The sequence below is a fragment of the Acetobacter senegalensis genome (genome assembly GCF_001580995.1).
Lineage (GTDB): Bacteria > Pseudomonadota > Alphaproteobacteria > Acetobacterales > Acetobacteraceae > Acetobacter > Acetobacter senegalensis.
In genome coordinates this window covers 1-18,884 of sequence record NZ_LHZU01000130.1, presented here as the reverse complement: position 1 = coordinate 18,884, position 18,884 = coordinate 1, and the positions used below count along the sequence as shown (strand labels likewise).

Sequence of the window (18,884 nt, the reverse complement as noted above, 5' to 3'; positions counted from 1 at the left end):
CATTAGTTGGGGAGAGGAAATCTTGAACAAACAAAGAGCTATGTCATATTAAACTATCATGAAACTTCCCTTGTTGCTGGAGAGAAGTCAGGAAAACGTAGGCTCAGAAATCTGCCGTAACAGCCAAACGCGCAGAAATTGGTTCAAGCGGATGGCCAGTCGCACCCGATTGTATGGCTGCTGTTGGTGTAAGACGATAATCATACGCATATTGCGCAGCGTAAGCGCGTGTATTGAAAACATTGAACACGCTGGCTTCCAGCTTGATGGTTTTATTGAAACGATAGCCAAGCGTCATATTCACTTCCTGATACCCTTTGGACCGTAAACTATTGTCCTCCACCAAGGGATAGCCACCGAGCCACCGCACCTGTAAGCCTCCATACCAGGGACCGCGGTCCACCATGACCCCAAATGACCACACAAAACTGGGTGCATTGGTGACATAGGTGCCATCAATACCGTAACTGGCAAGATTTTCTGCGCGATAACGCGCTTTGGCAAATGACAGATCGGTATTGAATTCAAGCCAGGTGAACGGGTTGTACTGGGCGGAAAATTCCACACCTTGTCGGCGGCTGGCAGGGCCGGGAGAAGTGACACCGGCATCACCATCGTAGCTCAGTTCAGAATCAAAATCGATCATAAAGGCCGCAGCCTGAACATGCAGATGAGAAAAAGGCGTGGTGCGTACACCCACTTCTCCACTAACGGCAGATGTCATGAGGGGAACGTGGACTGATCCTTTTGTAAATTCGTCCGACGCATAAGAGCCTGAAACGGACCGGAAATCGTTGGAGTGAAACCCACGCCCTCCGCTCAGGTAGAATTCTGTTTTTTTCCAAGGCCCAAAGACAAGACTACCTTTGGGCTGAAACAGCCATTGATGTTTTTGGGTCAGACTATTATCGACAAGGTTGTTATCAGTGCCGCCCTGATAGTCTTCCCGAAGGCCCACCACTGTTCGCAGCCACGGCAGCCAATGCGTGGTGTTTTGCACAAATAGCCCCACCGCCCCGAGATTGATGGTGTCCGCGTTACACAAATAGGGAACTGTGGCCTCAAGACTGGATGGGCAGTTTGGCAACGTAATGCGCTGGTGTGTGTGACGACGATCCACATACAGAAAATCATATCGCCCCTGCACACCCACCCGTGTTTCTGTTCGGATCAGGCCGACGTAATCCTGACGGGAATAAACGCTGCTTCCCCCAACAGTTGTGCGTGTTTCATCCTGCTGTTGCTGATCTCCATTGACAGGATCATCCAGATAATGGGTAAAATTGTTCCACAATGTCAGCCGATCATGCACAGCAAAGGCGCTGGTCACCCATTTCCAGTTATCCCGTGCAAGATGATAATGAGCAGAAAGGCTATAACGCTCGGAAAAACCTCCATCCGTGGGGTCTAAAGAGCCATAGCGGCCAATCAATCCTTCCCGATATGCATCAAGTGGCTGATCATTGGTTGCTCGCCATTGGCCGCGGTAGAACATGGCGGTAAGATCAAAACCGTTCTTGATGCTTCCGTAGGTATACCGTGAAAGAGCACGGATGCTGCGGGCATTATCTGGATACGTCCATGGACCGTCGGAATGGGAAAGGGTGAAGGCATTGACCCACCGGCCGGTATTGGAAAAATGGGTTGTACCACCGATATAGGCACGATAATCGCCCAGAGTTCCCGCGCTCAGACTGATCTGCCTGGGAATGTCATCCGCCAGTTTCATATGATCTGAACCGGCAACCCCAAAATCTCCAATATCGGCGTGAAATGGCCCTTTTGTATAATCGACGCCTGCCAGCACCTCTGGGATAAGAAAATTGAGATCCGTATAACCTTGACCATGAGCATTGCTGACACCGTTAACTGGCATGTCATCAACAAATGTTGCGAGGTCTGTTCCATGATCCAGATTAAAGCCCCGTAACAGGAACTGGTTCGCCTTTCCTTCACCGGAATGGGAGGTCACCACCAGTCCGGGAACGGCTTCCAGAATTTGACCGACACGATATACAGGCCGAAGCTGGATTTCGCGTGCGGTCAGGGAGCCTTCACTCGCCGTGCCAGCCCGCCCCAACAGATCATGCCGGGAGGCCGTTACCTGAATTGTTTCAGAGGCGCCGTCTGTGGAAGCGACCTTCCTGACATCCTGTGCAGTAGACGGACGGCGGGGCGCGCCTGTTGGGTTCGGGCGATCTTTTTTTGTGGCGAGGGCACCCTGTTCGGCTCTTTTTTTTGTCTCTACCGGCGGTGATAACTCCGCTGCCAATGCATGCCCGAAGAATGGAGTAAGACCAGCAAGGAAAATGGCTGTGGAAAAGATAGATAGCTTGTAACGGACGGTACAATTTGTATGAACAAAGAAAAATGGGAGGTGAAGACAAACGGTCATGATGGTCCTGCGGCACGGCAGAGGCCTGACGGTCTTCTAAAGCGTAAGTACGTATCATGCGTGTATGATGGAACGTTTCTGATCAATTTGACCTAAGAAGAAGGCCAACACAGATTTTCGATAGCAGAGCCAGCGAATAGAAGACCAAACGCGCAGGAAAAAGCAGACGCAGAAGAGCGGGCCATTAGCCATTATAAAAATGGGGAAGAAAAAACGCTGATGTGAATCAGCACAATGCGGCGCTCTGACGCATCTGGATATGGAAATATCTTTGTGTGTGCGGCAAAAGAATGAACGGAACTAAGGTTTCCATCGTTTGTCTTTCTGGAAAACGGCCATCCCCGACCGGTATCCGGGCTTATCACGACGATGGCAGGTCTCCTGACTCGCGGATCACGGAGTTCTGCTTAGCCTTCCCGGTCCAAACGAACCAGTGACCTGTTTCTGCAAGGAAACATAACAAACAGACTCTCACCGCCAACAGTTGCGGGGGCAGTTGCTGACTGACTTCCGGACATCATGTCCAGCCGAAGCATACAGCATTCCCTTTTCATCCGTTTGCACGGAACCATCGACTATGCGCCCTTTATAAGCGTGGAATTACGATGATTTCAATACAGACACGCACGGAAACAAGGATATTCCGCCCGTATTTGAGATTGTCGGCTTGTACCAGAGCGTGTCAGACAGATGTTGTCAGTTCCCCCTATACAGGTCAGGCAGTAAGGGCGGTTACTCAAAGCTCTATGATCGTTTCTATCCCATCATACCAATAATGGCGCAAACCACATCCACCATGCCATTTTTCGTAGCTGATGAAGGGCTTTTATTGTTCTGAGATTTTACGGCGAAGAAGATAGATATCCATGATCCAGCCATGGTGCGCGCGTGCCTGAGCACGAGTGGTAATGATCTCCGGTCCAATTTCCGACAAAGGGCCAGAAAGTAAAATCTGCTCTGGCATACCAACATACGCACCCCAATAGATAATGACATCTTGTGAGGGGATATGCTGGAAAGAACACTCTCCATCCAGCATGACAATGAGCGTATTGCTTCCTTCCGACCAGCCATGATCGCGTAACTGACGCCCAGTTGTGACAGTAAACGGCGTGCCTATATCATTAAGGGCGATCGTATGGGCTGCAGCCAGCATATTAAGAGACATGATTCCCGGAATGCTGCGTATTCTTCGTGCAGGCTGAAGCCTAGAGGCAATGCGCAAAGTACTATCATAAAGAGAAGGATCTCCCCATACCAGCAAAGCAACTGTGCCGCCTTGAGGTAAATTAACCTCCATGGTTTCCTGCCACACGCGGGCAATCGCATCATGCCATTGCAGCACCCCATGACGATAATTCGGATCAGTCACATCACGACGCGGCATTTCGAACTCTACGATACGGCAGGCCGAATTGGTCAGAACCTGCTCACAAATTGTATGTCGCAGATCGGCCAAATCCGCCTTGTTCGGACCTTTGCAGGGAATAAGAATGAGATCGGCCGCATTGAGTTCGCGTACCGCCTGCAAAGTCAAATGGTCAGGATTTCCCGTTCCAATACCAACAAGAACCAGATCAAGCATGAACGATTTTCCCCAGGAGAGTCAGTAGATGTTCCACAAAGGATGCTGTCGAAGGCATGATTGTTTCCTGAAAATACATATGTGCCAGCGCGAGCATGCACTTACGTCGCACATGCCAAACGCCCCCTTTAGATAACCCTTGGAAGGAACTGTTCAGTAAGAATGGCTTGGGTAATGCAGCAGAGAGACGGTGTGCTGCAGTCATCCAGCGAGAGCCCTCCGCCGGGAACAGGTAATGCGGATCATATTGCTGGTGCAATCAGATGGAAAAACGTGCCAGTTGCCAGACCTCGGCGTGAACCCGCCTCCGGCACGGCGTTACCATTCGCATCGATTGCCAGAGCCAGCGTGTTATCAGGTTGACTTGTAATGCTGGCATAATGGAATTCATGCCCACGCAAGCGCTGCCCCGCATTGTAGCCGGGAATGGGGGCAGTAAGGGTGGCCAGCCTGTAACCCAGATGCATACGGCGCTTGGCGAAAGATGTTTCCAGACCAAGCAGCCCTACCATGCGGTGGCTTACTCCTTGCGCGTCAATCAAGCTCGTCCCCATGACCATGTAGCCGCCACACTCCCCATGAACAGGCCGGGTGAGCGCAAATTCTCGCAATTTTTGGTGGAAATGAGTTGCTGTTGCCAGAGTGCCCGCATGCAGTTCCGGATAACCACCGGGAAGCCAGCAGACGTCCGCATCTGGATCTGGTGCTTCGTCAGAAAGGGGGGAGAACGGCACAATTTCGGCCCCAGCAGCGCGCCACCCTTCAAGAAGATGAGGATAAATAAATGAAAAGGCCGCATCCCTTGCCAGAGCAATACGCTGACCCGGAGGAGATATGCTGACGGACGTGGCGCTAAGCTGATGAGTATTGCCGGCCATGGCCAGAATAAGGTCCATATCCACATGCGCGGCAATGAACTGGCCCAGTTCGTCCAACAGTGAGGCGAGGTGAGGTTGTTCTTCAGCCTGCACCAGACCGAGATGCCGTTCGGGTAACGTCACAGCTCCGTGCCTAGGGAGAGCACCCACTATAGGGAGCCCTGCCGTTTCCATGCCAATACGGATCAAAGCTTCATGCCGTGGGCTGGCTACCCGATTGAGAATAACCCCGCCCAGTCTGACATCGGGAGAGAACGTTGCGAAGCCATGGGCGATAGCCGCAGCAGACTGCGCCTGCCCGGAAACATCCAACACGAGCAGAACCGGCCAGCCAGTAAACGCAGCCAGATCTGCGCTGGCACCATTCCCGGCTTCGCCCGCTTCTGCCACACCGTCAAACAGGCCCATTGAGCCTTCTGCGATCATCAGGTCCGCATCCGCCCGATCCCCGATCAGGCCAGAAAGCCGCTCCGCAGACATGGCCCAACTGTCAAGGTTGAAGGAAACGCGGCCAGACGCGGCCTTGTGAAAAGCGGGGTCTATATAATCCGGCCCATTCTTGAACGGCTGAATATCAAGCCCACGAGCCTTCAATGCAGCGATAATACCCAGAGTCACCATGGTCTTGCCCGCGCCGGAAGCGGGAGCTGAAATAATCAGACCTGGACAGTTCGGGCGGTCAGGCATCACGTTGTCTCTGGAAAGCGTGGAGCAGTGCCGAGAGGGCGGAAACGGCGGTCATAATCCGCAGCATAGAGGCGGCTTGTCTCAAAATCCGTAGCCCCCAGTGATCTACCAACCAAAATAAGGGCCGTCCGTTCAAGTTCACTCGCCAGCTCATTTGCCAGTGCACCACCAAGCGTTTCCAAGGTAGCACGAACAATACGCTCATCAGGCCAACTGGCACGCCAGACAATGGCAACCGGACAATCGCTTCCGTAATAAGGCGTCAGTTCCGCCACGACGCGGTCCAGCACATGGATGGACAGGTGAATGGCAAGCGTTGCACCAGTTGCGGCAAATGCTGCCAGGTTCTCGGCTGGTGGCATGGATGTTGCGCGCCCAGACGTACGTGTCAGCACGACCGACTGAACAACGCCCGGCAAAGTCAGTTCGGTTCCCAACGCAGCAGCGGCAGCAGCGAAGGAAGGAACACCGGGCGTTACATCATAAGGAATTCCTAAGGCGCGTAAGCGGCGTAATTGTTCTCCCATAGCCGACCATACGGAGAGGTCACCAGAATGCAGCCGAGCAACGTCTTGGCCGGCTGCATATGCTGTTTCAATTTCCGCAATGATCTCGTCCAGAGAAAGAGGAGCTGTGTTGATGATCCGCGCCCCCGGAGGGCAATAGTCAAGCAGAGCCTCTGGCACCAGAGACCCGGCATAAAGGCAGACTGGACTGGCTGCTATCAGATCGCGTCCACGCAGGGTAATCAGGTCTGGGGCACCCGGTCCGGCACCAATGAAGTGAACAGTCATGCCATGGTGTCCTTCTGAGTCAGATTTTTGGCCATGCTTGATCATGCTAGCTCCGCAATAGCCGCTGTTGCCATGCCATCGGCCGAAACAGTGCGATGCACCATCAGACGCGCCCCAAACCCGGCACCAGCCAATGCCGTAGCTTCTGCAATACAACCAGTTCCAAAACGCAGCATGATGCGCTCTGAGCGGGTAGGCGTGCTGATACCTGCCAGCGTTTCCATTGCGATTGCACGAACAGGCACGCCCAGTTCTTCAGCCAGCGCGATAAACACTGGCGTGCATGCCTTGTGCGCAAGCGTGGCCACAGCCCCAACGCTTTCGTGGCCGCGTGCTGCATCCAATGCATTCCGGAGCGAGGTGAGGGTAGCAGCCTCCCGAAAACCAAAACCAGCAACTTTCATCTTACGATGCTCCATTGCACGATGGGCCGCGCCGGAAGCCAGCCCTGCATAGTTCCTAAAGGGGCAGCATTTGCCAATTCTATCCGCAAAAGATCTCCCCCCTTGTGCCCATACCATGTGGCCAGAAGCGCTTCTGTCTCAAGCGTCACGCCATTGGCTACGATGCGCGTGCCCGAAGGAACATTTCCCCACACATACTCCAGCAGCGCAGAGGTGGCACCGCCGCCAATAAATACGGCATCAGGTGTCGGCAGATTATGAAGTATCTGCGGTGCCCGACCTTCCACCACCTGAATGACCGGCTCTACACCTAAGGCACTGGCTGACGCGCGAATATTTGCTGCACGATCTGCTCGCGGTTCCACAGCAATGGCCTGCCCACTTGCCAGGCACCATTCCAGAGAGATTGATCCGGAGCCTGCACCGATATCCCACAACAAGTCTCCCGGTCGCGGAGCTAGCGTGGAAAGGGTGAGAGCGCGGATAGGCCGTTTCGTAATCTGTCCATCATGAAGAAACGTATTGTCTGGCAGGCCGGACGCCCGGCTTAGCCCCGCGGGACCACACAAAGTAATCGCGACAGCAACGGGAGATCTTACATCAGTATAAGCAAACTGCTGACATATCACAGTGCGAATACGTTCCTGCGGTCCGCCCAGTGCCTCCATTATGTGGAGCGTTGAGGACCCAAAGCCCTGTTCCGTAAGCCATTTGGCCAAGGAACCAACAGCAGAGCCATCCCGTATCAAGCAGATGATACGCCCTTTGGAATGTAGAACGGGCTTTAACCGTTCAAATGGTGCCGCATGCAGGGCTATGCACGCCACATGCTCCAGCGCCCACCCCAGCCTGCTCGCCGCAAGAGAGAAAGTGGAGGGAGCCGGATGCGCAATCCATTCTTCTGGTGAGAGGTTAGCTGCAAGACGGGTGCCAGCACCAAACCAGAAGGGGTCTCCTGATGCCAGCACAACGACCTTCCGACCACGGGCAGCCAGAACGAGATCAATGGAAAATGGGACCGGCCACGGGCAGCCACGGTCGCCCGCATCAACCAATGCCAGATGACGGTGGCCACCAAAAATCAGCTCAGCGTTGGCCAGTTCAGTCTGGCGCGCTACGGGTAAACCTGCCATTCCGTCTTCACCAAGACCGATGATGATAAGCCAAGGGGCAGCCGGGGAGTTAGCCATAATGCGCGTTCTTTTGCTGGGCGGCACCACAGAAGCCAGTCTGATGGCGCGTATTCTGGCGGAGGCCGGCGTGGATACCATATTTTCCTACGCCGGCAGAACCGCTGCCCCACGTCAGCAACCTCTGCCTGTGCGCGTTGGTGGGTTCGGCGGCCCGGACGGTTTGGCGGCCTATCTGCGTGACGCAGACATAACCCATGTAATTGACGCGACCCATCCTTTTGCTGCCCAGATGAGCAAAAATGCGCTTACTGCCTGTGCTAAAGTTGACGTTCCTCTGCTTGCGTTTGAGCGCGCCCCCTGGATACCGAAGCAGGGAGATAACTGGCTTATGGTGCCAGACGCAGTCAGTGCTGTTGCAGCCTTGCCCGTTATGCCCGCCAAGGTCTTTCTGGCTATCGGGAAACAGTTGATCCGTGTGTTTGCTACGCGCCCACAGCATGAATATCTGCTGCGTCTGGTTGACTCCCCAGAGGCTCCGCTGCCGTTGGCCAATGCGAATGTCGTTATTGCGCGTGGCCCGTTTACGGAGGAAGGCGACACGGCTCTTATGCAACACCATTGTATAACCCATGTTGTTGCAAAAAATGCTGGCGGCATGGGCGCCCGTGCCAAGCTTGACGCGGCGCGGGCATTGGGTTTGCCCGTCATTCTGATCGATCGGCCCGTTATGCCGCCGCGTGTCATTGCCCGCACGCCAGAGGACGTTATGAAGTGGCTGGGTCATCCTGCGTGCCTTGGTGTATAAACATACCGCCCGATCGACCGTGTTGAGGCATTCCCTAGCAGAACCACCGTACGCATGTCGGCCATTTCAGGACGCGCTTCCCCCAGTGTTGTTGCCCTGATCTGTTCCTGAGGAGTGGTGACAGCTCGCGCAAACAGAATAATCCGGTCCGGCCCGCACTCTTCCCTTAGAATATCAAGCGTTTGCGCAAATTGATGCGGACGGCTTGCAGAGCGCGGATTATAAAACGCCATTGCAAAATCTGCTTGCGCTGCAAGACGGAGCCTTCGCTCAACAATGGCCCAAGGCTTGAGATTATCCGAAAGATTTATGGCACAAAAATCATGACCAAGCGGTGCGCCTATCTTGGCGGCGGCCGCTAACATCGCGGTGATACCCGGTAAAATACGAACGTCTACTTTAGACAGATGTGGGGCACGTTCCATGGCTTCGAATACTGCAGCAGCCATGGCGAAAACGCCGGGATCACCTGACGACACAACAACAACTTTACGACCTGAAGCGGCCATTTCCAGTGCGTGCGTAGCACGCTCCAGTTCAACGCGGTTGTCCGTAGCGTGCAGCGTCAGCCCCTCACGTTTAGCAATGCGTGCTACATACGGAATATATCCTACCACATCCGTCGCTTCAGCAAGGGCAACGGTCACTTCTGGCGTTATGAGCGCTTCATCGCCGGGCCCGAGCCCGGCAACAATCAAGGTTCCTGTCATTGCGCGGCCTTTTTTTCAAAGTCAGGCCTGCGCCCCTGTCCATGCACCAGCACCGTTGCAAAATAAGGGCAATTGTTAGGATCTGCGTCTGCCAGACGGATGATCTTCTGGTTTGGCATGGTGCCACGTTCAACCAGCCAAGCGTCATGCAGACGGTCGGCCTGCATCAGCGCACGACAGATCTTGGGAAGATTTCTACCCGTTTTCATGACTACCAGCGCATCGGCAGTCTGCATGTGTTCCACCAGATCCCGCTCCTGCATTGTGCCGGTCAACACTGTCAGGACGTCATCCCCCCATGTCATAGGAGTGCCAATGGCGTTCCAGCAGCCTGTCATGCCGGTAATACCAGGGATGACCTCAATCGCGGCACGGTCTTGCAAACGAATATGCAGATGCATGAAGGAGCCATAAAAAAACGGGTCTCCTTCGCACAGAACCACCACTTCATGCTTACATGCCAGATCAGCCAGCCGGTCAGCCCACTTGTCATAAAACTCTGCCAACGCATGACGATACGCTACGCTGGCCACCGGAAGTTCAGTCGTGACGGGATATTCCATCGGATATTCAATCGCGTCAGACATCAGCATGCCGTCAACAATCTGCCGCGCTTGCCCCCTGTGACCCGCCTTATGAAAATATGCGATATGTCGGGCAGAACGGATCACACGGTCAGCTCTTACACTTAGCAGGTCTGGTGCTCCAGGCCCCAAGCCTGCACAGATAATTTTTCCAGCCATCTGCTTATTCCGCTCGGCTGGCCAAGGCGTTGACTGCCGCCACGGTCATTGCCGATCCACCCAGCCGTCCACGCACAGTCAAAAAAGATAGATCAGGCGTTGTAGCAAGAGCCTCCTTTGATTCCGCCGCTCCAACAAAACCCACCGGGCAACCAATAATGGCAGCAGGCCGCGGGCAGGAGGGATCTTCCAGCATATTGAGCAAATGAAAGAGGGCAGTAGGGGCATTCCCTATCGCCACCACGGCTCCCGCCAGATGAGGGCGCCACAGCTCAAGTGCTGCCGCCGAACGCGTATTATTCATTTGTGCGGCAAGAGCGGGAACGGAGGGGTCATGCAATGTGCAGAGAACGGCATTATCCGCCGGGAGACGGGCGCGGGTAATACCTTCGCTAACCATACGGGCATCACACAGAATAGGGGCTCCCGATTCAAGTGCAGCACGTGCGGTAACGGCCATCTTGGGCGAAAAAACCAGATACTCCTCAAGACCAACCATTCCAGCCGCATGAATCATCCTTACCGCGACCCGTTCTTCTTCTGGGCTGAACCGCGTCAGATTGGCTTCCTTACGAATGATAGCGAAGGAGTGACGGTAAATAACCGAACCATTGGTTTCATAGGAATAGGGCATCAGGGTCTTCTAATAGCATTGCAGGGGAGAACGTCCGTTCATAGGATGCAGCGCAGGCATTCCCGTTTCGGACAAGAGCAAAACCACGTTCCTGAGCGACAAGTGTCACTGACGCTGCATTCGGATGGGCACACCCTTTTGAGCAGCCAGAGATATGCAGGCTCTGCCCCTGTGGCACGTACGGGGCCAAAGCATGAGCCAAGTGACGCGTAGGCAGCAAGGCCTGAGAACAACCGGGGGCACCTGTGCAGGCGGCCACACGCAGCAACGGATCATTTTGGCTGGTAATGATATCGTTCAAGGCTGGTGCTTGTGTCTGCCCCTCCAGCAGCAACATACGCCACGGAGTGAGACGCAAAGGAGAGTGTGTGGCAAGCGCTCCAAGTGTGACTGCTTGTAGCTGTCCAAACGCGAAACCAACCAGCACACCGGCAGAAGAAACATGAGGAACCGGCTGAGGTATTTTTCTATGCGAAGCCGCTTTCATAACCGTAAAGGCGGAGGGTAGGACAGCGCCGTCGGCTAGATGTGCGGCCATACGGGTGCGCCCGCCCGTGCTCACAAACCATTCAGCGAGGGAAATAGCTGTTTGGACCAAACTATCCGGCGTGACATGCGCTCCGGTATCCGCTCCATCGGGACGACAAAGGAGCATGCCGTTCGTGTCGCGTTCAATCCGAATATCTGCCGAAACGGCACGCAACACAGGGAAGGGGCCCGTATCAAGAGCAAATCCAAACTTGCCGGGCAGACGGAGCCCCTTTTGTCCCTGCAATGCTTTGGTCAGTCGTTCGGCTAGTTCCGCTGTGCCATCCCCGTTTTCCCAATACGGCGTCACAATACAATTGCGCCTCGCCTCTGCTTCGGGTGTGGGATCAATCAGATTGAGTTCTTTTAGGCCAGTTATCAGCCGATCATAAGTCTGGTCGGTTACGCCACGAATAGTCAGTGTTGCGCGAGCAGATAAATCAATAAGCCCATTGCCACACTGGTCAGCCAGATAGGCAACACCAGCAGCCTGCGTTTGCGTCAGACGCCCGATCAGGGGCTTCACACGCACGAGAAGTCCATCGCCCGATAGCATGGGGCGCAGTCCCCCAGGGCACCATCCTTTCACGATCGGCGTGCTCATGGTGTGCCCTGCAGGCTGGCTGCAATGATGTTGCTTCGCGTGTTCCACAAACCTGCCTCAGCAAGGGCATGAAAACGCTCGCGTATAGCAGTTAGTGCTCCCGGATTTTCCTGCGCCATAAACGCTACCAGATCATCCCGGCCTAACGTGGCCTGATAATAAATATCAAAGAGGTGAGTTGGCACGTCACGGGTCAAATTTGCAAAGGCAGCCAGATTATCAAGCGTTGCGGCAATTTCCGCCGCCCCCCGAAAGCCATGACGCATCATACCATTGGCCCACTGCGGATTACCGGCACGGGCTCGAACAACTCTGGCAATCTCTTCACGCAGCAGGCGGGCACGCGGTGTTTGTGGCTGTGTGGCGTCGATATGATACAGAGTAGGGGCTACATTGCCTATGCGGGCCATGGCAGCAGCGGGACCAGATTCATGGGCCGCATAGTCGGATGAAAGAAGAAGGTCCGTTTCGGCAAGATCCTGAACATGGACAACACTATCCGTTGAAGATAGCCGTTTTTCCAATGCGGCTCGGTCCTGATATATGTCTCCGTTAGCTGCAATGGCCCATTCAGAGGCACTCAGCCATGCCTCTCCCGCAGCATTGCGACCGTCCTCACTATAGTTTTCCAGCGCCCCCTCCATGGCCAGCCCATAGCTTCCCGGCCGGGGACCAAAAACACGGGGGCCGCGCATCCGGTAAGGATTTTCACCTTCCGGTTCGTCTCGTTCTGCCAATGCAGCAGTCGCGGCTTCAAACATCTGCGCCAGACCAGGAAAGACATCTCTGAACAGGCCTGACACGCGCAGCGTGACATCAATACGTGGACGGCCCAGAAGGGCAGGGGGCAAAATTTCAAAACCCGCAACACGATCCGAACCCGCATCCCATTGCGGGGCAAGCCCGGCCAGATGGAGCGCCATGGCAAATTCCTCACCAGCGGTGCGCATGGTGGCAGAACCCCACAGATCAACAATCAGCCCTTGCGGCCAGTCCCCATGATCTTGCAAATGGCGACGTAGCAGTTCCTCAGCCAAACGCACGCCCTGCGCATGCGCAACACGGCTTGGCACGCTCCTTGGGTCAATTGCATACAGGTTACGGCCAGTAGGCAGAACATCGGCCCGCCCCCGATGGGGAGATCCTGATGGGCCCGGTGCAACCTGACGGCCCGCCAACGCCGTCAACAGACCTTCACGTTCGCCGAAGCCTTGGCCATAGATATGCAGGCCATCACCAAACTGACTTTCCTTTATGTCGCATACAAAGCGATCAATGCGCACGATTGCTTCTGCTGCGGCTGCGTTGGCCGGAAGGCCTAAATCCTGCTCCACTCCACTGGCCCGCGCCTCCGCCCGTATCGCGCTTATCAGCCTGTCACGACGTGCAGGATCTAGGCCTTCAGCCGTGGAATATTCGTCTAGTAAGCGTTCCAGCCGTAGCAGTCCCTCCGGCAGGGAACTGGATCGTTGAGAAGGAGGGAGATGGCCAAGTGTTACGGCTCCAATCCGTCGCTTGGCCTGCGCTGCTTCTCCCGGGTCATTGACAATGAAGGGATAGATAACAGGAAGTGAGCCGATCAGCGCTTCCGGCCAACAGGTGCTGGAGAGTGCGACAGCCTTGCCCGGTAACCATTCCAGCGTGCCATGTGCGCCCATATGCACCAGCGCATGCACACCCTGAGCCCTTAACCACAAATAGAAAGCGACGTAAGAATGTCGGGGGATGCGTGTCAGGTCATGATAGTCGTTTTCCCGTTGGCATAAACTCCCGCGCTCCGGTTGCAGGGCCACGAGGATTGCACCCAAACGAACCGCCGGAAAATGGAATGCACCATCCTGCACCAAGGGATCATCTTTAGCGTCTCCCCATGAGGCTTTCAGGTCACGTTGCAATTCTGACGGCAAGCCGTTCAACGCGGCGTAGTAGGCTTCCAGAGGCCAGATCTGCTTAGTCTGCTGAAGAACCTGAGCCAACGGGGGTATCTTTGAAGATACGGCGTACCCTGCCTGCCGCAGAGCGACTAGAATGGCGTCTGTTGAAGCCAGTCCATCCAATCCTACTGCGTGAGCCAACTGCTCCGGCCGTCCGGGATAAGTTGAAAGCACAATCGCAAGTGTTTGCTGCGCCAGAGGCGTTGAGCCGAGCCTGTGCCACGCGGTAACGCGGTCTGCTACAGCCGCAATACGGCTGGCGTCAGCCCGATGCACGACACGGGAAAACTGAAGGTCAGGATCTTGTTCTTCAACAGCTTTAAAACTGATGACACCCGCGAATATACGCCCATCCACTTCGGGCAGGACAACATGCATGGCGAGATCAGCAGGAGAAAGGCCGCGCTCGGCTCTTGCCCAGTCCTGTTGTCCTGCCGTGGAGAGCGCAACCTGAAAAACCGGACACCCCGTTGCATCAAGAGGTGAACGTCCATCTTCCCCCCGGGCAGAAAAGGCTGTCGCATTGATGATAAGTGCCGCAGCGTTTTCACGGAGGGTCTTGTCTATCCAATGGGCCGCCTGAGGATGCTTGAGGGAAGAGGCAAACAGCCCCATTGCGTGAAAACCCCGTTCGCGCAATGCCTTGATCAGCGCGTCAACGGGCTCTGTATCCGCAGCGGTCAAATAAGCGCGATAAAACGTCACCACAGCCAACGGGGCAGCGCTGCGCGAAACGCACGAGACAACGCCTACATCCGGGTCATACCAGCCTGCATCAGGTATGATCTGGGGAGTGACATCGCACCAAGCTTTCAGGCCAGCCGCCACAGCCAAGTGCGCAAGAACTGACTGCGCAGCCTCGGCTCCGCCTATGTCACACAGGGTTGTCACTTCATGCAGGACGCTTTCAGACACAGTGGAGCAGGCAGACAGGCTTGGATCTACCCGTCCGTCTGCCGCGAGCACGGCAAGAGCAATATTTTTTTCGCGAGCCAGTTGTTCAACTTGCCTCAGCCCGTACTGCCAATAACTGGCACCGCCAATCAGCCGAATTAAGATCCCTTTGGCGTGCTCAAGAGTGCTTTCAATATAGGTATCTACCGAGAGCGGATGCCGTAATGCCGCAAGATTGGCCAGCCTCAGGGAGGGGAGGCCTCCTTTGGACGCATGCCACCCGGCAGCAAACGCACCAAGATCACTATCAGAAAAGGAGAGCACCACTAAATCCGCCGGACTCTGCCCCAGATCGACAGGCGTTTCCGTCTCTTCCAGACCGTGCTTTTCTCGGAAGATCACATGCATGCGGGTCAGCCCTTCCGGGGCGTCTGTCCTGTCAGCATGGCACGGATTGCAGCAGCATCAACGTGATCATGCTCCGCGATCACCACAAGGCGCGTTTGCCGGGCTTCCTTACCCCAAGGGCGATCATACTGCGTGCGCACACGTTCTCCCACACCTTGCAACACCATCCGCATCGGCTTCCCGGCGACGGCGACGTAACCTTTCACACGCAGGATATGCTGAGTGCGGGCAAGCGAGCGTACCGCGTCAACCAAGGCAGCAGGATCGGTGGCTTCCGGTAGATCAATCGCCACGCTGTCAAAGTCTTCATGCTCGTGGTCGTCTTCGCCATCATGGTGAGATGGCCGTGCAGCCAGATCGTTCTCAGCCTGGGCATTGAGGCCAAGAACAACCTGCGGATCAATCGTTCCATCCTTGATTGGAATAATGGGCAGGACACGCGGAGTAAGCGAATTGATCATATCCCGTGCGCGATTGAGGCAAGTCTCATCGACCAGATCGGCCTTGGTAAGGAGGACAAGGTCGGCACAGGCAAGCTGGTCTTCAAACACCTCAGCCAGGGGTGTGTCATGGTCCAAGCTATCGTCTGCTTGCCGCTGTGCATCCACCGCCTCCGTGTCTGGAGCAAAACGCCCCTCGGCTACCGCCTCTGCATCGGCCAGCGTGATAACGCCATCTACCGTGATACGAGAACGGATAGTAGGCCAGTCAAACGCCTTCAATAACGGTTTGGGCAGTGCCAGACCGGATGTTTCTATCAGAATGTGGTCGGGCCGTTCGGGAAGCGCCATAAGCCGTTCGACCGTAGGAATAAAATCATCTGCCACCGTACAACAGATACAGCCATTTGCCAGTTCAAGAATATTTTCGGCAGGACAGTTTTCATCGGCGCAGGATTTGAGAATTTCTCCATCTACCCCCAACGTCCCGAATTCATTGACCAGAACAGCTAACCGTCGCCCTTGAGGATGGCTCATCAGGTGGCGAATCAAGGTGGTCTTACCTGCGCCTAGAAACCCGGTAATGATGGTTACCGGAATTTTTTCAAGGGTGCTCTGGCCTGTTCCGACGTGCGGCATGGCTGTCATCTCAATTCTCCTGCGGGGGAAGGCGGGCAAGACTTTGTTTGCGAAATATCTGTGGGCGTTGCCGCCAGGGCACCAGACCATCAGGTGTAGCGGCATAGGCTTCCGCGCCGGCAAGAATGTCAGGGGCATCCTGTTCCGTCAGCCTGCCATATACGTAGCTCCATCGGCCAGAAGCACTTAAGGCAATCACACACCCATTGTTGCAGGCGGAGAGACATTCCACAGGAATGATTTCCAGGCCGGAGGATCGGCTTTGGGAGGTAAGAAGGGTATAAAGACGTCTTCCCGGCACCGGTTGCCCTTCCACTACGGGCTCCCCCACACGGCACGTTGTGCAAACAAAGAGTTTTGCGGTCATGACCCAGCCTTGCTTGCAACCTGGGGCACCACGGGCGGAACTCTAGCTGTCAAGGGCAGCAAGAAACGTCCAACCGGTTGCAGCACACCCCGGCTGCCCGTTGAATAGTCTGCTGGCAGGTCTCCCGGCTTGCGGAATCAGGGTTTCCCCAACGATCACCCACCTTCCCGACGATTTGTCAGTGGCATAGAGCGATCTTTCCGGTCACGGTCGCGGGGGCGGCTGTGCTTGTAGCTCCCTTTGATCAGGAGCCTTGTCACATTCCCTCTTAGCCGCTTTACAGACGTATCTATGAAGCGGAACCAACGTGCAACGCTGTTGCGGCAAAGTGCCGATCATGTCAAGCGATGGAGCAATCATGGCTCCATCAACGGCCATAGGGTTTTCCAGTCACTGCCCTTATATATCCATTAAATACAATAGCTTGACGATTATGGATTAATCTTCCTGCCGCAATCGCAGTCTCATTCCAAAGAAAATCTTTGCGCCGTTGCCACCCGATTGTAACGGAGACGTTTGCTGTTCATGATCTCCTTTAAATGAACAGGAAAGCGGTCTGGTAGCGGGCCGTATTAAAGCCATGGCTCCCAGCAAAGTGTCAGCTCCGTTGGAAATTGAAGTGAAGTTTCTTTTCCCATCTGATGCATATCCTTTGCTTGAGAATACCATTGCATTAAAAGCCGCAGAAACGGCACCTGCTCAGATGCATCAGGTAACAGCCTATTATGATACACCAGAGCTTGATCTGCTGCAGGCCGGCTTCTCTCTGCGGGTCAGACAGACCGGTGGGCAGTATGTTCAGACCTTGAAAACTCAGCAGAGCAAACGTCAGTTGAATTTCCATCGTAAAGAATGGGAATGGCATGTAGCTTCAGAACAACCTGACCTTGATCTGCTTTCAGGCACGCCTTTACGGAACTGGATGAAGGATTTCAGAGGAAAACTGGCTCCGGTCTGGACGAGCGACATTCGCAGAACAGTCCATACGTTTGAACATAACGGAGCATTAGTGGAATGTTCCCTTGATGACGGAATCCTTCGGAGCGGAGAGAAGGCTACTGATCTCCAGGAACTAGAATTGGAGCTCAAAAGGGGTCCAGTAACGGCTCTTTATGATCTTGCTTTGGAAGTTGTGGCTGATAATCCGCTCCGCTTGGGCGTTCTCTCAAAGGCAGAAAGAGGATATTTCCTACTAACGGGATCGGCGCCCCCTTCGAAAAAAACAAAATTTCAAAACTTAAGCCGGAAAATTACCTTACTCGGAGGGTTCCGGAGTTTGGCTAGAACAGGCCTGAACGGAATAATACTGAATCTGCCTGCTGTAGAAAAAAGCGAGATGGAAGGCATCCATCAGATGCGGGTCGCGATCCGTCAGGTTCGGACGATCCTGCGCTTGTTCGCCCATTATGAGGACGATCATGCTCTTAAGCATTTCCAGAAAGAGTTGCGTCGTATCGGACGCTTACTGGGCAAGGCGCGTGATTGGGATGTCTTTTGTCAGGCTACGCTTCCAAACATGTTAATGGAAATTGCTGACAGTAGCCTTAAAAAAAATCTGATTGATATCGCACAAGAAGAGAGAAGAAAATCTCATGAGTTATTACATCAAGAACTGAAGTCCACACCGTTAACAATCTTGATAATTTCACTTTCGGCGTGGATAGAAGGTCACCCCCTCCTTGGCAAAAAAATGTTCCTGAGAACACCTTTGCACACTCATGTTCCAGACCTTCTTAAACCGCTTGATCATAAAATAACAAAACAGGGAAGCCATATCCGCCGCCTATCAGCAGAAGAGCTTCACACTCTTAGAAAAACCTTAAAAAAACTGCGTTATAGTGCAGGTTATTTTTCCAATTTTTACGCTAGAAAAAACGTAAAACCGTACATGGATCATTGTAAAAAACTGCAACACTATCTTGGAGAAATCAACGATACAGCTATCGCCGACACTTTATTAAAAGAGATAGGAAAAACACATACTAAAATCTATTCAACCGTCTCTTCAGTCAGAAGCCTGAATAAAAAACGCAGAAAATCGGCATTGCATGCCCTTGAGCATGCCTGGAAAAAATTTAGAGACACGAAACCTTTCTGGGCATAATGTTCATTTTTTTCAAAAAATTCTATATTTTTCTCTATTTATAAAAAATGCCGGGATTTTTCCCCGGCATTTTTGTGTGTTGACGTCGTTTTAGAAATCGACGCTTGCACTGCCCATGACCATGAAGGGGGCCGCGATGGAGTAGGTGCTGCTGCCTCCCTTGATCTTGGTGCCATACACGCCGGTGGTGGCCAGAGC

At 54.1% G+C, this 18,884-nt stretch carries 15 protein-coding genes, 1 pseudogene and 2 riboswitches; of the genes and pseudogenes, 2 read left to right on the top strand and 14 right to left on the bottom strand.

The genetic code is table 11. From position 1 onward, the window contains the following. Positions 1 to 103: 103 nt before the first annotated feature. The 6 genes from AD948_RS08960 to AD948_RS08935 all read right to left on the bottom strand — a co-directional run bounded on the left by AD948_RS08960 (position 104) and on the right by AD948_RS08935 (position 7,933). Positions 104 to 2,395, bottom strand: coding sequence for a TonB-dependent receptor (locus tag AD948_RS08960; RefSeq protein ID WP_248845975.1), 2,292 nt, complete (start codon positions 2,393 to 2,395; stop codon positions 104 to 106). 354 nt (positions 2,396 to 2,749) lie between these two features. Next, positions 2,750 to 2,983: riboswitch (cobalamin riboswitch) on the bottom strand. Positions 2,984 to 3,221: 238 nt separating this feature from the next. Further along, on the bottom strand, positions 3,222 to 3,980 hold the full coding sequence (cobF, locus tag AD948_RS08955) for a precorrin-6A synthase (deacetylating) (RefSeq protein ID WP_061471545.1): 759 nt from the start codon (positions 3,978 to 3,980) through the stop codon (positions 3,222 to 3,224). Positions 3,981 to 4,222: 242 nt separating this feature from the next. After that, positions 4,223 to 5,545 (bottom strand): cobyrinate a,c-diamide synthase, encoded by a 1,323-nt coding sequence (locus AD948_RS08950; RefSeq protein WP_061471544.1) that lies wholly within the window; start codon positions 5,543 to 5,545, stop codon positions 4,223 to 4,225. Beyond that, entirely contained in the window at positions 5,545 to 6,339 is a 795-nt protein-coding gene (cobM, locus tag AD948_RS08945) for a precorrin-4 C(11)-methyltransferase (RefSeq protein ID WP_061471566.1), read from the bottom strand. The genes AD948_RS08950 and cobM overlap by 1 nt, the downstream gene beginning before the upstream one ends. A gap of 41 nt (positions 6,340 to 6,380) precedes the next feature. Then, the gene (locus tag AD948_RS08940; protein WP_061471543.1) at positions 6,381 to 6,743 is read right to left on the bottom strand and encodes a cobalamin biosynthesis protein; all 363 of its coding nucleotides are present in this window, start codon (positions 6,741 to 6,743) and stop codon (positions 6,381 to 6,383) included. Continuing rightward, positions 6,740 to 7,933 (bottom strand): bifunctional cobalt-precorrin-7 (C(5))-methyltransferase/cobalt-precorrin-6B (C(15))-methyltransferase, encoded by a 1,194-nt coding sequence (locus AD948_RS08935; RefSeq protein ID WP_061471542.1) that lies wholly within the window; start codon positions 7,931 to 7,933, stop codon positions 6,740 to 6,742. The genes AD948_RS08940 and AD948_RS08935 overlap by 4 nt, the downstream gene beginning before the upstream one ends. Position 7,934: 1 nt before the next feature. Between AD948_RS08935 and AD948_RS08930 the strand changes: the two genes are divergently transcribed. After that, positions 7,935 to 8,681, top strand: coding sequence for a cobalt-precorrin-6A reductase (locus AD948_RS08930; RefSeq protein WP_061471541.1), 747 nt, complete (start codon positions 7,935 to 7,937; stop codon positions 8,679 to 8,681). On the opposite strand, the gene cobJ is transcribed toward AD948_RS08930, so the two are convergent. Genes cobJ through AD948_RS08895 form a run of 7 tightly spaced genes read right to left on the bottom strand, consistent with a single transcriptional unit; the run spans position 8,657 to position 16,582 of the window. Then, positions 8,657 to 9,391 carry a precorrin-3B C(17)-methyltransferase gene (gene cobJ, locus AD948_RS08925; RefSeq protein ID WP_061471540.1) on the bottom strand — a complete coding sequence of 245 codons (735 nt, stop codon included), beginning with the start codon at positions 9,389 to 9,391 and terminating at the stop codon, positions 8,657 to 8,659. The genes AD948_RS08930 and cobJ overlap by 25 nt on opposite strands. Beyond that, the gene (locus tag AD948_RS08920; RefSeq protein WP_061471539.1) at positions 9,388 to 10,134 is read right to left on the bottom strand and encodes a precorrin-2 C(20)-methyltransferase; all 747 of its coding nucleotides are present in this window, start codon (positions 10,132 to 10,134) and stop codon (positions 9,388 to 9,390) included. The genes cobJ and AD948_RS08920 overlap by 4 nt, the downstream gene beginning before the upstream one ends. 4 nt (positions 10,135 to 10,138) lie before the next feature. Further along, entirely contained in the window at positions 10,139 to 10,768 is a 630-nt protein-coding gene (locus tag AD948_RS08915) for a precorrin-8X methylmutase (RefSeq protein ID WP_061471538.1), read from the bottom strand. Then, positions 10,752 to 11,900: a precorrin-3B synthase gene (cobG, locus tag AD948_RS08910; protein ID WP_082782379.1), complete on the bottom strand. Its 1,149-nt coding sequence runs from the start codon at positions 11,898 to 11,900 to the stop codon at positions 10,752 to 10,754. Before cobG ends, AD948_RS08915 begins: the two co-directional genes overlap by 17 nt. Beyond that, complete coding sequence (cobN, locus tag AD948_RS08905; RefSeq protein WP_061471537.1) at positions 11,897 to 15,136, bottom strand: cobaltochelatase subunit CobN; 3,240 nt, start codon at positions 15,134 to 15,136, stop codon at positions 11,897 to 11,899. Before cobN ends, cobG begins: the two co-directional genes overlap by 4 nt. A gap of 5 nt (positions 15,137 to 15,141) precedes the next feature. Then, complete coding sequence (gene cobW / locus AD948_RS08900; protein WP_082782378.1) at positions 15,142 to 16,224, bottom strand: cobalamin biosynthesis protein CobW; 1,083 nt, start codon at positions 16,222 to 16,224, stop codon at positions 15,142 to 15,144. A 1-nt stretch (position 16,225) separates the two neighbouring features. After that, on the bottom strand, positions 16,226 to 16,582 hold the full coding sequence (locus tag AD948_RS08895; protein ID WP_061471536.1) for a DUF1636 family protein: 357 nt from the start codon (positions 16,580 to 16,582) through the stop codon (positions 16,226 to 16,228). Positions 16,583 to 16,679: 97 nt separating this feature from the next. Continuing rightward, positions 16,680 to 16,904: riboswitch (cobalamin riboswitch) on the bottom strand. Between the two features lie 258 nt (positions 16,905 to 17,162). Between AD948_RS08895 and AD948_RS08890 the strand changes: the two genes are divergently transcribed. After that, positions 17,163 to 18,686: a CYTH and CHAD domain-containing protein gene (locus AD948_RS08890; protein WP_061471535.1), complete on the top strand. Its 1,524-nt coding sequence runs from the start codon at positions 17,163 to 17,165 to the stop codon at positions 18,684 to 18,686. Between the two features lie 90 nt (positions 18,687 to 18,776). Here the strand turns inward: AD948_RS08890 and AD948_RS18975 are convergent. After that, positions 18,777 to 18,884: pseudogene (locus AD948_RS18975) on the bottom strand (TonB-denpendent receptor); the annotation flags it as partial.

Excerpts from the sequence above, each read along its gene's own strand:
- AD948_RS08960 (WP_248845975.1), bottom strand. The coding sequence starts at position 2,395 with ATGACCGTTTGTCTTCACCTCCCATTTTTCTTTGTTCATACAAATTGT.
- cobF (WP_061471545.1), bottom strand. The coding sequence starts at position 3,980 with ATGCTTGATCTGGTTCTTGTTGGTATTGGAACGGGAAATCCTGACCAT.
- AD948_RS08950 (WP_061471544.1), bottom strand. The coding sequence starts at position 5,545 with ATGCCTGACCGCCCGAACTGTCCAGGTCTGATTATTTCAGCTCCCGCT.
- cobM (WP_061471566.1), bottom strand. The coding sequence starts at position 6,339 with ATGACTGTTCACTTCATTGGTGCCGGACCGGGTGCCCCAGACCTGATT.
- AD948_RS08940 (WP_061471543.1), bottom strand. The coding sequence starts at position 6,743 with ATGAAAGTTGCTGGTTTTGGTTTTCGGGAGGCTGCTACCCTCACCTCG.
- AD948_RS08935 (WP_061471542.1), bottom strand. The coding sequence starts at position 7,933 with ATGGCTAACTCCCCGGCTGCCCCTTGGCTTATCATCATCGGTCTTGGT.
- AD948_RS08930 (WP_061471541.1), top strand. The coding sequence starts at position 7,935 with ATGCGCGTTCTTTTGCTGGGCGGCACCACAGAAGCCAGTCTGATGGCG.
- cobJ (WP_061471540.1), bottom strand. The coding sequence starts at position 9,391 with ATGACAGGAACCTTGATTGTTGCCGGGCTCGGGCCCGGCGATGAAGCG.
- AD948_RS08920 (WP_061471539.1), bottom strand. The coding sequence starts at position 10,134 with ATGGCTGGAAAAATTATCTGTGCAGGCTTGGGGCCTGGAGCACCAGAC.
- AD948_RS08915 (WP_061471538.1), bottom strand. The coding sequence starts at position 10,768 with ATGCCCTATTCCTATGAAACCAATGGTTCGGTTATTTACCGTCACTCC.
- cobG (WP_082782379.1), bottom strand. The coding sequence starts at position 11,900 with ATGAGCACGCCGATCGTGAAAGGATGGTGCCCTGGGGGACTGCGCCCC.
- cobN (WP_061471537.1), bottom strand. The coding sequence starts at position 15,136 with ATGCATGTGATCTTCCGAGAAAAGCACGGTCTGGAAGAGACGGAAACG.
- cobW (WP_082782378.1), bottom strand. The coding sequence starts at position 16,224 with ATGACAGCCATGCCGCACGTCGGAACAGGCCAGAGCACCCTTGAAAAA.
- AD948_RS08895 (WP_061471536.1), bottom strand. The coding sequence starts at position 16,582 with ATGACCGCAAAACTCTTTGTTTGCACAACGTGCCGTGTGGGGGAGCCC.
- AD948_RS08890 (WP_061471535.1), top strand. The coding sequence starts at position 17,163 with ATGGCTCCCAGCAAAGTGTCAGCTCCGTTGGAAATTGAAGTGAAGTTT.